General features: G+C 36.8%; 12 protein-coding genes. 11 read left to right on the forward strand and 1 reads right to left on the reverse strand.

Annotation, left to right across the window (positions count from 1 at the left end; all coding sequences use genetic code 11):
- The coding region (locus tag QZ138_RS07065) for a TMEM175 family protein (RefSeq protein WP_292887960.1) at positions 1–311 on the reverse strand (311 nt) is incomplete at its 3' end.
- Positions 312–499: 188 nt separating this feature from the next.
- Between QZ138_RS07065 and QZ138_RS07070 the strand changes: the two genes are divergently transcribed.
- The 11 genes from QZ138_RS07070 to QZ138_RS07120 all read left to right on the forward strand — a co-directional run bounded on the left by QZ138_RS07070 (position 500) and on the right by QZ138_RS07120 (position 14103).
- Entirely contained in the window at positions 500–1048 is a 549-nt protein-coding gene (locus QZ138_RS07070) for a DUF2115 domain-containing protein (protein WP_292887963.1), read from the forward strand.
- A 134-nt stretch (positions 1049–1182) separates the two neighbouring features.
- Complete coding sequence (locus QZ138_RS07075; protein ID WP_292887967.1) at positions 1183–4518, forward strand: hypothetical protein; 3336 nt, start codon at positions 1183–1185, stop codon at positions 4516–4518.
- Positions 4519–4594: 76 nt separating this feature from the next.
- Positions 4595–5332, forward strand: a complete 738-nt coding sequence (locus QZ138_RS07080; protein ID WP_292887970.1) for a nitroreductase family protein — start codon at positions 4595–4597, stop codon at positions 5330–5332.
- Between the two features lie 37 nt (positions 5333–5369).
- Complete coding sequence (locus QZ138_RS07085; RefSeq protein ID WP_292887973.1) at positions 5370–5834, forward strand: DUF2124 domain-containing protein; 465 nt, start codon at positions 5370–5372, stop codon at positions 5832–5834.
- A 97-nt stretch (positions 5835–5931) separates the two neighbouring features.
- Positions 5932–6312, forward strand: a complete 381-nt coding sequence (locus tag QZ138_RS07090) for a helix-turn-helix transcriptional regulator (RefSeq protein ID WP_292604402.1) — start codon at positions 5932–5934, stop codon at positions 6310–6312.
- Between the two features lie 18 nt (positions 6313–6330).
- On the forward strand, positions 6331–8760 hold the full coding sequence (locus QZ138_RS07095) for a cation-translocating P-type ATPase (protein ID WP_292887976.1): 2430 nt from the start codon (positions 6331–6333) through the stop codon (positions 8758–8760).
- Between the two features lie 266 nt (positions 8761–9026).
- The gene (locus QZ138_RS07100; RefSeq protein ID WP_292887978.1) at positions 9027–10631 is read left to right on the forward strand and encodes an ABC transporter substrate-binding protein; all 1605 of its coding nucleotides are present in this window, start codon (positions 9027–9029) and stop codon (positions 10629–10631) included.
- Between the two features lie 72 nt (positions 10632–10703).
- Positions 10704–11699: an ABC transporter permease gene (locus QZ138_RS07105; RefSeq protein WP_292887980.1), complete on the forward strand. Its 996-nt coding sequence runs from the start codon at positions 10704–10706 to the stop codon at positions 11697–11699.
- A complete protein-coding gene (locus tag QZ138_RS07110; RefSeq protein WP_292604408.1) occupies positions 11692–12543 on the forward strand; it encodes an ABC transporter permease in 852 nt (283 codons plus the stop codon). The genes QZ138_RS07105 and QZ138_RS07110 overlap by 8 nt, the downstream gene beginning before the upstream one ends.
- A gap of 11 nt (positions 12544–12554) precedes the next feature.
- Entirely contained in the window at positions 12555–13502 is a 948-nt protein-coding gene (locus QZ138_RS07115; RefSeq protein ID WP_292887983.1) for an ABC transporter ATP-binding protein, read from the forward strand.
- Positions 13492–14103 (forward strand): ABC transporter ATP-binding protein, encoded by a 612-nt coding sequence (locus tag QZ138_RS07120; RefSeq protein WP_292887986.1) that lies wholly within the window; start codon positions 13492–13494, stop codon positions 14101–14103. Before QZ138_RS07115 ends, QZ138_RS07120 begins: the two co-directional genes overlap by 11 nt.
- The last annotated feature ends 172 nt before the right edge of the window (positions 14104–14275 follow it).

The raw sequence follows: 14275 nt of genomic DNA on the forward strand, positions 1-14275 counted from the left end.
GGATTATTGGCAACAAATGTAGTTAAATAAGGAAGTAATGAAATAACCAGCAGCAATATTATGTTTTGCCAAATGATTTTTGGGGTGATTCTTTCAACATGATTGTATATTATATGATGGTATTGCCACAGGTTGGTGCAAACTAAAAAACTTATCAGATATGCAAAATATGCAGTTTTAAGCGCTAAAATTGATTCAATTGATGCAGTGGCAGGTTGCGGCAATTCCAAAACCAAAACTGTTACTATGATTGCGATAATTGCATCATAAAATGCTTCCAATCTGTTTGTTGTCATGTAATTTTCATTCATAGCTATCATTTTCTGAATTATAATTCAAAATTTAAAGACAACTAAGTTCTTTCTTAAAATTCATATTTATTTTTTTTGAATTTTTAAAGAGCATATTCTAGGCATTTGAAATGGTCTGAGAATGGAATAATCAAGTCATGCGAAACCCTTTTATTTTTTAATTGAGATATTATATTTCAGATGGTTTTATGAATGATTCAGTGAATATGTATGATGATTTTTCAAATGTTGTTTCAAACGAGGAAAGCATCTCAACAGAATCCGTTTTAGATATATTGAAGGAATATGCGGGAACCATTTCAGTATTTGATTTGATGAAGGTCAATGCGGAAATGATTGAGGAAAGCAAATATGTGCAGGATAACTATAAACAAAAAAGTCATGGTGTCTACGTCAAATACTTTTTAGGTCGCATCAAGGATGTTCACAGCGACGATAACAAGTATGAACATGACATTGATAAAGAGGAGTTTATTGATGCCATATCCACCTTAAAGTCATATCATATTAATGAATCAGTCACTTCAAAAACCAAATTCCCGTTAATCTATGGGATAATTTCAATTTACACCACTTTTATTCTGGAGGAACCCATCCATCCGGTGGGCACACCGTTTCCAGGTTCCCTATATGTTGAAGAGAAGGACGGCAAATTCTACTGTCCGGTCAAGGATGCCAATCTCGAATCTCCGAATGCGGTTTGCAAGATGTGCCTTGCTGAGCAACTGGAATTTTAACATTTCGAACCAACATTTATATTTTGCTAATTTTTGTAAAAATTATTCAACATTTTTTTTTGATAATGCCAATAAATAAATATACTTTAAATATAAACATATTATTGACTAAAAGTTAGCGAGATGATACTTTTATGTTGGACAAGAAATGGATGGTGCTTGCAATATTTTTCATATCTTTGGTTGCAGTTTCTACTGTTAGTGCAGCTGAAGACACTGGCGATGTTGCCGCCATAGAAAATAATACACAAATAAACACAATAACAAATGATATAAAGACAGACGAAATACAGGATGATACTTTAAAGGTATCTGCGAATGATGAAAGCGATGATGCATTGTCAGCGTCAAATAATGGAGAAATCTTAACTGATGTGTCAGAATGTTATGTAAATTCCAGTTATACCGGTGATGAATATGGGACTTCTGAAAACCCCTATTCAAATTTAAATAGCGCTTTAAGCGCAGAAGGTAGGAAAGATGGAGACATAATTCATATTGCTGCTGGAGAATATACTGGTATTGAAGAGAATATAGGATTGACAATCAATCATAATTTAACATTTACAGGTTTTGGCCCTGGTGAAGTTGTATTCGATGCAAAAGGCGAAGGCACAATTTTCTTTGTTGAAGCTCGTGAAATTAACATCACTGGAATAACATTCAAAAATGCACTTAATTTTGAGAATGGACTGGTAAACAGTTATATTGGTGGCGATTTCATAAACAACCATGCCCTCAAGGGTGGTTCGATATTTGTCAATGGAACCATCGAAAACTCATTGATTTCCGCTTATTTTGCAAATAACTCTGCTCTTATGGGTGGTGCAATTTATACTACTGGAAGCATTATCCGCACGAAAATAGATGGTGATTTCTTCAATAATACTGTACAATTCCTTGAGTACTTTCCATTAACTGACGATATGCATTGTCTTGGAGGAGCTATATTCTCCAATGGAGTTATCGAGGATTCATCGATTGAAGGGGACTTTGTATTTAACCATGCTATCAGTATGGGCGGAGCGATATTTGTTATGGAAGGCATAGACAGGTCCAATGTCACCGGCAGTTTCATGCATAACATTGCTCTGCTTGGAGGTGCACTAAATACTCCATCTATAAAAAATTCCAATATTTCTGCTAAATTTGTAAACAACACAGCTTTGATAGGTGGAGCAATAAATACAAACTTCATTTGCGATGCGAATATAGATTCAGATTTCATAAATAACACTGCAGATTTAAACCTCATGGAGTTTATTGATGTGGAGGAAATTGAAGCATATCTCAGTGAATATGTTGATGAAAAGATTTTAGAATATATTTTTAACTTTACTCAGGCACATGAGATGGGCCTTGGTTTTGGTGGCGCTATAACTGTTGCCGGCGAGGTTGAAAATTCCAATATTGTCGGTGAGTTTACAAATAACGAAGGTGCTAATACAGGCGGTGCCATATCTGTTCTTGGGGTTGTAAAAAACTCTTTCATTTTAGGCAGTTTTGAGTCCAATCATGCAAGAGTCGGCGGTTCATTGTTCCTTCCTGTTGTAAAGGATTCCACCATTGAGGGTGATTTCTTATTCAACTATGCTGTTCAAGGTGGAGCAATCTTTGCTGTTTTCGCAAACCAGACTAACATTTCCGGTAATTTCATTTCAAATGATGCATTGAATGATGTAGATTTAATTGGTGCTGACCTTCTTGCATGGGGAGGTGCAATCTGCATTGATGGAATTCTGGAAAATTCCAAAATCAACGGTACCTTTGTAGAAAACAGGGCTACCGAGTTGGGCGGTGCAATAGGTGGTGTTGACTTAGTAATAAATTCCAACATTACCGGCTATTTCATTAAGAACAGCGCTAAGATTGGTGGTGCAATGGATCTTCCATTTTTACAATATTCCAATATCGACGGTTTCTTTGTAAACAACACCGCTGCGATAGGCGGTGCAATTAGTGCATGCTATGTCAATGCTTCTCAAATAAACGCTCATTTTGTAAATAATACAGTCGTTAATTATCAGATGGGAGATGCTATTGTTCCTGAAATAATCGAATATAATGACCATGCTTTGCCTGTCGGTTTGGGAGGTGCAATATGCATTGTTGGAGCCGCTGAGAATTCCATGTTCACAGGTGATTATGTATTGAACTCCGCTTTGGCAGGAGGTGCAATATTTGTATATGGAATTGAGATTCCTAAACTTAAAATGACTAGGCCTTTCAATAACAATGCTATTTATTCCCGTTTCGTATATAATGGCGCTTATGAAGGCGGTGCGATTTTAATTAATGCAACATCAATCGAAAATGATATCAACTCTAATTTCATAAGCAATAATGCTATGGATGAGGGAATTGTTTCTTTCTATCGTGAAAGCATCGAAGATACAATATCCTATTGTTTATTTATGAACAATCAGGCTAAATCAATCATCTATGTCGAATCCGCAGATGGTACAAATATAACCAGAAATATTCTCTTGAATGCCGTAAGAGCTTATGATATCTATCATAGCAGCGGTTCAAAATTGAATGCTAATGATAATTGGTTTGGGCATAATGCCACTAATTACAAAGAGTTACCATTAATCAATGGTACTGCCGATTGCAGTGCATGGCTATTCTTAAATGCCACAGCCAACCCTAATCCTGTTCAATATTTGGGAAGTTCTGATGTTGTCTTTGATTTGTTCCGTTATAATGTTGCAGGTTCTATCGGGAAATATAATGCCTCTATTTTGGAGCCTGTTGATTTGGGAATAACCTCAACAAATGGTAATGCTGACAAAAACATATCCACCTTTGGAGATGTCATCAAGTTCTCCTCAAACGGCAAGAAAGGAATCATAACCGCATCAATTGTCAATGCCCAATATTCTGTTGAAATCAAGTGTGTGCCTAGAATATCCGCTGATGATTTAGTAATGGATTATCTGGGATCAAATTACAGAATTCAGGTATTTGACGAGGATGGAAATCCTGCTGTGGGCGAAACAGTTAAAATAACCGTGAACGGCATAACATATGTGGAAAAAATCGACAAGGACGGTTATGCTACATTGCCAATCAGGCTGATGCCGAAGACTTATGCCATTACTTCAACATTTAAGGGAACCACTGTCACAAAGACACTTAAGGTCAAAAACACCCTAAAGGCCAAAAAGTCATTTACAGTCAAAAAGACTGCTAAAAAATTGGTCCTAAAGGCAACTCTCAAATGGAGTAACGGAAAAGCAATTGCTGGCAAAAAGGTTTCCTTCAAGTTTAAAGGTAAAATATTCGCCGTAAAAACCAACAAGAAGGGTATAGCAAAAATTACCTTGTCTGTTAAGATGCTCAGTAACAAAATAGTGAAACTTACCTTTAAGAAGAATGTTGTCAAGCTCAGTTTAGGCAAAACATACAAGATGGTGGTCCGCTACAAAAATGAGACCGCTAAATCAAAATTGGTAGTCAAAAAGTAATTGCTTCGCCAATTACTTTCTCTTTTTATTTTTTTCAAATGTATTCTTCTTTAAGATATTTCGATATTGATTAATCATGATTGTTGATAATATGGATTTAAAGGAAGCGATATACAAAAGGCAGTCTATCAGAAAGTATGATAAGACTCCATTGGACTCAAAGACATTGGATGGATTAAGGACATTCATTGACAATACCAGGGTCTTGAATCCCAACATCAAATGGAGCTATGATATTGTCGGATCTGAAAACGTCAGAATGCTTCAGAGATTCAAATCTCCTCATTATTTGTTGATATTTTCAGAAAGTAAGGAAAATTACCTGCAGAATATCGGTTTCATATTTCAGCAGGTTGATTTGTATCTTCAAAGCAATGGAATCGGGTCCTGCTGGATAGGTGCCGGAAGTCCTAAAAATTATGAAAATCCTAATCCTGAACAGGATTTTGTAATTTTGATGATGTTCGGTAGGCCACAAGGCGAAATCTATAGAGAACTCTCTCAGTTTGAAAGGAAAATAATATGTGAGATTTCAGACACGCGTGATGACAGGCTGATGCCTGCAAGATATGCTCCCTCTGCTGCAAATTCTCAGACTTGGTATTTCACCCACAATGATGACGGCAGCTATAATGTATACAGGAATAAGCGCAGAATACGCTTGAATAAGAAGATGGATGCATGGAATCAGGTCGACATTGGAATTGCACTGGCGCACATGTATGTTGCAAATCCAGAAACATTCGAATTCAGTCGTGACAGACCTCATGAAGACTTGAAAAATAAGGTCTTTGAAGGAAGCTTCACCATTTAGGGCATTCTTACTAATTTATGATTTAAGGTGATAAAATATGGAAAATGTAAATGATTGGAAGGGAATTACAGGACAGCTCGTGTCATTCAAAAATGAAGTCGGAGACTCACAAAAGATAACATTTGTGGGGTCTCCAGGAGTCTGCACTCCATTTGCCGAACTGTTGGCTTATGTCGTAAGGGATAGGCAAACCTATTTCATTCCGTTGCTGGATGCAGATGACTGCCATCAGTTTGAAGCCAAAGATTATGCAATGGTCTTGAATGATGAGGTTTCAAATCCGAATGATTCCGATGCAGTCGTATTGCTGGGCGGATTGTCAATGCCGAAATATGATGTTGATACAGAAGATGTAAAGGCTTTGGTCAATAGCATCCTAAAAGATGATGGTCTTTTAATCGGCGTTTGCTTCATGGACATGTTCGCCAAAGCAGGCTGGCTGGAAAAGATAGATTTTGACTGTGTCATTGACGGAACATTGACGGGTGTTGTTAAAAAATAACACATTTATTTTTTTAGATTAACATATCACGATATCATGATATGACAACATTTAAATACATAAACATATCATAATATGTAAATATATAATATATGTGATGGAAATGAAAAAAAATAATCTTGAAAACGAAAACGATGATATGTGTGAAGTCTTCAACTCTCATGAGGATGTTGTTGGCCGTGTAAGAGAACGCATACCTGACGAAGCTGAATTCGCTGAGCTATCAGAATTTTTCAAAATATTTGGAAATCCGACAAGATTAAAAATTATTTCCCTGCTTAGTATTGAAGATTTGTGTGTTTGTGATATTTGTGAAGCACTTGATTTAAACCAAACAACAGTTTCAAATCAATTGAGAATATTGCGTGCAAATAATATTGTCAAATACCAAAAAGAGGGTAAGATGGCAAGATATTCGCTCACAGACCTTCACATAGAAATGATTTACAAAGTGGGATTGGAACATATATTAGAATAATTTTTAATTGGTGATAAAATGGAAGAAAATAGATGTTATGATGCAGATTGTGACGACGAAAACTGTCACAATCCGGAACATTTTAACTACATCTGTTTGGATCCGAACTGTGATGAGATTCACTGTGAAAATCCCGATCATTATGATAAGAAGTTGCTAAGAGATTATCAAGAAAAAACTGATTTAAGCGTACATGACCATCGTGAAGAAATTGATTATGATGAGGATGTTGACATAAGCCTTTGCGGCTGTCCAGATTGTGCAGATGATGATGGCCATGATCACGAACATCATCATGAGCATGAGCACGGTCATGAGCATCATCATGAGCATCATCACGACCATGAGCACGGTCACGAGCATCACCATGGACATGAGCATGGGCATGATCACGAGCATCATCATGATGAAAATCAGGTTTGTACTGATGATGATTGTGGTTGTCATGACCATAACCATGATGAAGATGTTGAATTTAGCTTATGTGGTTGTCCGGATTGTGCAGATGATGATGACCATGGACATGAACATTCCCATGGTGATGATGAGCTGTTGGCGGAAGGAAAGCCATTAATTGCGAACAGGCCTATACAAATCATTGTTTCAAGCGGTATTCTGTTTGTTTTAGGCCATGTTTTTGAATGGTTATCATTCAGCCCTACTGTTGTAACTATCACTTATATGATTGGTGCTGCCATTGCAGGTTATGAGATAGCTATTTTGGCATATAAATCATTGGTCAATAGGCACACTGTCGGCCCTGCAATTCTGATGTGTATCGCTTGTGTTGCATCATTTATCATAGGTCATCCTGAAGAAGGTGCCGCAGTAACCTTCCTTTATTATATTGCAGAATTCTTAGAAGACTATGCCGAACACAGGGCAAAACGTTCAATCAAGTCATTGGTTGAAATAGCTCCGGATAACGCAAGGGTTAAAGTTGGAGATAGGGAAGAGATAAAACATGTTGATGAAGTTGAAGTCGGTGACATTGTCATTGTAAAGCCTGGAGATAAGGTTCCTTTGGATGGAAAAGTTGTTTCAGGTTCTTCATCAATCAATCAGGCTTCCATTACTGGTGAAAGTGTGCCTGTTTTAAAGGAAGTTGGTGATGAGGTATTTTCAGGTACTGTTAATGAAGAGGGATATCTGGAAATCGAAGTGACCAAAGCGGCTAAGGATTCAGTCATCTCAAAAATCGTAACATTGGTCAAAAGATCACAGCTCAACAGGTCTGAAACTGAAACTATGGTTGAAAAGGTGGCCAAATATTATACTCCAATCATGATGGTTGCTGCGATTTGCATTGCAGTTATCCCGCCATTCCTATTGGGCCAGCCACTGGTTGATTGGGTTTATAAGGCTCTTTCACTTCTGGTAATTTCATGTCCTTGTGCATTTTTAATTTCAACACCTGTTGGAATGGTTTCTGCTATCACTTCTGCCACTAGAAACGGTGTTATCATTAAAGGCAGTACCTATGTTGAAGAGATGCGTAATATCAAGGCAGTAATCTTTGATAAAACAGGTACTTTAACAGAAGGAAAATTGGCATTGAGTGATGTTAAAGTATTGGATGAAACTTATTCGGAAGAGGAAATTGTCAGAATTGCGGCAGCAATGGAATTCCAGTCTTCTCACCCGATTGCTCAGGCTATTGTAAACTATGCCGATGAAAACGATATCATTTTTGACAGTGTGGATGAGTTTAAAAACGTTCCAGGCAAGGGAATTGTTGCAAACATCAAAGGCGAACAATTTTATGCCGCTAATGAGTCCTTAATTGAAGGAAGCTCATTTGAGATATCAAGAGATGAGATTAATAGTTTTTCATCTGAAGGAAAAACAATAGTCTTTGTTGGTAATGCTAAAAATGTAATGGGTATGATTACAGTATCCGATAAAATCAGGTCAAATGCTTCTGAAGTTATTGCCGATTTAAAGGCAAAAGGTGTAGAAACTGTAATGCTCACTGGTGATAATAAGATGGCGGCCACAAAAGTTGCTGAAGAGATTGGAATCCAGCATGTTTTCTCCAATCTGCTTCCTGAAGACAAGTTGAACATCTTGGATGCCATCAGAAACAAGTTTGGTGATGTTGCCATGGTTGGTGACGGCATAAACGATGCGCCTGCCCTTGCACGTGCAAATATAGGTATTGCAATGGGTGCGGCAGGTTCTGATGTGGCCATTGAAACCGCTGATGTTGCTTTGATGCAGGATGATATTTCAAAACTACCGTATTTGTTGGCTTTAAGCCATAAGACAATGGGCATTATCAAACAGAACATCACTCTGGCTATAGCAGTCAAATTATTATGTGTAATCTTGGCTGTTTTAGGAATTATCACACTGATGATGTCTGTCGGATTTGGGGATTTAGGTTTAACATTGTTTGTTATCCTGAATTCATTTAGAATTGGAATGGTGAAAGATCCACTATTCTAATCACTATTTTTTTTTTAAACCTTCTTTTTTTAGATTTTTTAAGCAATATTTTCAAAATGTAATACTTTTAAGCGTTAATTCTCAAATAATTAATACTATTTTTAAGTTCGGATTGATTTTATAGAAATTTTTAAATAGTTCTTTTTCTGAAAATATTAATTGTAATATCTTTTATTTAATAAGTATTACTAATTAATTAATAATTTATAAAAAAGTAATACTCGGTTGATATTACTTTAGATTTAATTTTTAATGAGGAAAATAAAATGGAAACAAAATATATTATCGGTGCAGTTGTGGCCATTATCGCAATAGTCGGTATTGGTGCAGTTGTTTTGGGAGGCGGGAACACACATCATGCTCCTAATGAATTGGTAGCTTGTGTTGCTGCTCATGGAGAAGAGCCTGAATTTGGTTTCGACCCAATGCACGGTTGGGGATACCATGATTCCGGAACAGAACCTCTTATACAAAGTACAATTCTCAAAAGGGATAAGGACAATAATTTCGTAAATGATTTGGCGACAGATTACAAAATATCTGATAACTATAAAAAATACACTGTGACTATTCGTGATGATGTCAATTTCACTGACGGTTCAAAATTAACCGCAAAAGATGTGGCATTTTCATACAACACTGCAAAAGAAATGGGTGAAGGAGCAGATTTAAGTTCCATGAATGAAGCCAAGGCTGATGGAAATAAAGTAGTATTCACTCTCAATAAATCTGATTCAACTTTCATCAACAAATTGACTGATGTCGGTATCGTACCGGAAGCAGGTTACAACAACGAAACATATGGTCAAAATCCAATAGGATCAGGACCTTATAAACTGGCTCAATGGGATAAAGGACAACAATTTATCTTAGAGAAAAACCCTGACTACTATGGAAAAGAACCATACTTCGAAAAAATAACCAACCTATTCTTAGATCCTGATGCAGCATTTGCGGCAGTTAAAAACGGTGATGTTGACATTGCTGAAGTACAACTTGCATATGCAAATGAATCTGTAAAAGGATATCACATGGAATACTTCGATTCTATTGACGTACGTGGAATTTCATTACCTACTGAAATGGATACAGGAAAAGTAAGTGAAGACAATGTCACTATCGGTAACAATGTAACTGGCGACCCTGCTGTCAGGGAAGCATTGAACGTTGGTATTAACAGACAATCATTGTTGGATGGCGCATTCAATGGATATGGTAATGTGTCATACAATGGTGTGGCAAGTCAATTGCCTTGGGCGTTCAATTCCACTTTCAAAGACGGTAACGTTAACCAAGCAAAAGAAATCCTCTCAAATGCAGGATGGAAAGATACAAACGGTGATGGAATTGTAGAGAAAAATGGAACTCCTGCAGCATTTTCAGTATACTACAACTCAAAAGCAACTGAAAGACAGGCAATTGCAGTGGCTGTTTCAGAACAAGCTAAAGAAATAGGAATTGACATTACTCCGGTAGGAGGAAGCTGGGACGACATCGACCCTAACATATACTCCCAAGGAGTTGTATGGGGATTCGGTTCAGCAGATCCGTTTGAAATCGAACATCAGTATGATTCAAGAGTTGCATATACAAGTTATGATAATCCAGAAGGCCTTAACGAGAGTGCGGTAGATGCATTAATCGATGCGGCTATGGCTCAAGACTTAAACGCTTCATACAGCACCTGGTCTCAAGCAGCTCAACAGGCTACATCCAAATATCCATACCTATGGATTGGATCTGTAGATTACACTTACTTCGTAAGTGATGACTTGGACATTTCCAACAGCACTCACCTCATTTATCCACACGGTGGAGACATATGGGGTAACATCTACGATTGGAAACGTGTCAACGAAACTCAAGCATAATTAATTATTAAAATGGTTTATTTTTATAAATCATTTTTTTAATTCTTTTTTTTGAAAACAAATTTATATGAGATGGTTAAAATTAACAATAAAAAATTAGCTAAATTTTTAGGATATAAGGCTATTAGATTACTAATTTTATTAATTGTTATTGCAGCAATCAGTTTTATAATGATTCAATTATCTCCAATCGACCCTGTTAAAGCTTATCTTGGGCAAAGAATTGTCAGTCAGGAACAATTGGCAATCATGGGGGAATATTGGGGAACAAATCTGTCTTTAGGTGATCGGGTATTTGGTTGGCTTTCGACTTTAGCTTCCGGAAGCATGGGCTTTTCATTAATTTATAGGGTGCCCGTAACTGAAGTTATCATGCAAAAATTCACAGCATCATTCATTCTTATGGCGGTTTCCTGGATCATATCTGCCATTGTCGGTTTTGGTTTAGGAGTTCTTGCAGGTGCAAAAGAGGGTACCTGGATAGATAAGGCTATTAAAACTTATTGTTATATCCTGCAGTCAACACCTACATTTTGGATAGGATTAGTGCTTTTAATGGTTTTTTCAGTATATTTGGGATGGTTCCCTATTGGACTTTCAGTTCCAATCGGCCAGTTGTCCGATACGGTAACATTTTGGCAATGGTTATATAGATTGATTTTACCTGCAATCACATTAAGTATTGTTGGAATCGCCTCCATTACAATGTTTACAAGGGATAAGCTCATCAGCGTTAAGCAAAGCGATTATGTATTATTTGCAAAAGCAAGAGGAGAAAGTTTCTGGGGCATAATTAAGAATCATGGAATAAGAAATATCTTGCTTCCTGCAATTACAATACAGTTCATGTCATTCAATGAATTGTTCGGCGGAACTATTCTTGTTGAACAGGTATTTGCCTATCCCGGTATCGGTCAGGCAACCGTAGCAGCGGGACTGAGGTCTGACGTTCCACTGCTGTTGGGTGTTGTTATTATCAGTACCATTTTCGTATTTGTAGGAAATCTAATTGCAGATATGATTTATGAGTATGTCGACCCAAGATTGAGAGGTGAAGACGATGAGTGATACTCCATGGTATAATCGGGGACTCTTCAGTTCTTTGAACTTAAGGCAAAAGACCCTGCTGACTATTGCACTCACAGGATTGCTTTTAGCTGTCATTTTCATTAGTGGAATGATGATTGATGCCAATTTACCAACAGATTTCAGTATCAAGATGCGGCCTCCGTCATTTGACCATATTTTCGGTACTGACTGGATGGGAAGGGACATGTTCATCAGGACTCTTAAAGGTTTAAGCTTAAGTATCATAATAGGTATTGGAGCATCCATAATTTCCAGTATCATAGCTACCCTTTTAGCATTTCTTGCAAGCGTCAATAAATACTGTGATGAATTTGTATCATGGCTGATTGATTTGTTTGCATCAATTCCCCATATCCTATTGATTATGATGATATCTATCGCATTGGGAAAAGGGGCATTTGGTGTAATCATGGCTGTTGCATTTTCACATTGGGTTAATTTAACAAGGGTGCTTAGGGCTGAAGTATTGCAGATAAACACTTCCGAATATGTTTCTCTGTCTAAAAGATTCGGTAAGGGCAAATTATGGATTGCAAAGGAACATATTTTGCCTCTGGTATTGTCTCAGATATTTGTAGGGACATTGCTTGTTTTCCCACATGCAATCATGCACGAATCAAGTGTAACATTCCTAGGTTTCGGTTTGTCACCTCATGAGCCTGCAATCGGTATAATTTTATCCGAATCAATGACCTACCTTGCAATGGGAGCTTGGTGGTTGGCATTCTTCCCTGGACTGGCATTGTTGATTGTTGTGCTGCTGTTTGATATTATTGGAGATAATTTAAAACGATTATTTGATCCTTCGCAGGCAAATAACTAGGTGGTGATATTATGGGAAAATTATTGGAAGTAAATTATTTATCAATATCTTTTACACAGTATGTTCAAGGATTGAATAGGCATGATACAAAAGTAATATCTGATTTGACAATTGATGTCGGCGAAAGCGAAATTGTTGCGGTTTTGGGTTCCAGCGGTTCGGGTAAAAGTCTTTTGGCACATTCAATCTTAGGGATTCTGCCTTATAACTCTCATGTGACTGGAGAAATTAGGTATAACGGAAATGTTTTGGACCAGGATTTGAAGGAAAAATTAAGGGGAAAAGAAATTTGCCTTATTCCCCAATCTGTGAATTTCCTGGACCCTCTTATGAAAGTGTCCGAACAGGCAATCGGGGAATGCAAGAATGAAAAGGAGCATGATGAGAAAAAGATAAGACAAAGGGAAATCTTCAGCAAATATGGTTTGGATGAAAGTGTGGATGATTTATATCCTTTTGAATTGTCTGGAGGAATGGCAAGAAAAGTATTGTTGTCCACTGCATTAATTGGCAATCCTAATTTGTTAATTGCTGATGAACCAACACCTGGTCTTGATGCAAAGAGTGTCAAGGAAACCATTGAGGATATAAAAAATTTGAGAGAGCAGGGTAAAGGTGTTTTGCTGATTACTCACGAGATTGATGTTGCTTTAAAAACTGCGGACAGGATTGCAATATTCTATTCGGGTTATGTTATTGAAATAAACACTGTAGAAAACTTCAAAAATGTGGATAACGTTTTGCATCCTTATACCAAAGCTTTAATTAATTCTTTACCACGAAATGGGTTCCAATTAACTGAAGGTGTTCAGCCATTGGAAGACCTTCCGGGATGTCCTTATTGGGAAAATTGTCCAATCCGTTTGGATAAGTGTAAGGATAATAAGCCTGAACTGGTTGAGCATGATGGAATAATGATTAGATGTTTCAATTTCAAGGGGGCTAACGATGGAGCTTAAGGCAAATAACATTTCTTTTTCATATAATAAGAAAAGGCAGATATTGAAGGATTTTTCCATATCTGTCGACAGCAATCAAATAATCGGTTTGATGGGTGATAGCGGTAGCGGCAAATCTACATTATGTAAAATATTAGCGGGTTATATCACTCATTATTCTGGAGAAGTAACCTTGGACGGCAATAAAATTCCGGATAAGGGTTTTTATCCTGTTCAATTGATTTTTCAACATCCGGAAAAAACAATGAATCCAAAATGGAAAATGGAAAAGGTATTAAATGAATCATGGACTCCTCCTAAAGAGTTGAGAGATACATTTGGCCTTAAAGATCAATGGTTGACCCGTTGGCCTAATGAGCTTTCCGGAGGAGAATTGCAGCGTTTTAGCATATTGAGGGCAATCAATCCCGAAACAAAATTCATCATTGCAGATGAGATTTCCACTATGCTTGATGCAGTTACACAGGTGCAGATATGGGAAAAGCTGATAAATCATGCTAAAGCCAATAACATTGGAATATTGGCGGTCAGTCATGACCCTGAATTGCTTGAAGTAATATGTGATGATATTTTATATTTTGATGAAATAAATAATCTTTAAATCTAATTTGCTCATTTGAGCATATTATTTATTTCATTTTTCAAAATCATCTTCTTTTTCCCTTTTTTGTGTTGTTGCAAATTTTGCAACAACTTATTTTTTTTTACTTTGTCTTGTTTAAAGATTCGAACAGCTGAATAATTAAAGATATATATTTAAAAAATTTTAATAT

The organism is Methanobrevibacter sp. UBA212, from assembly GCF_905233225.1.
Lineage (GTDB): Archaea > Methanobacteriota > Methanobacteria > Methanobacteriales > Methanobacteriaceae > Methanocatella.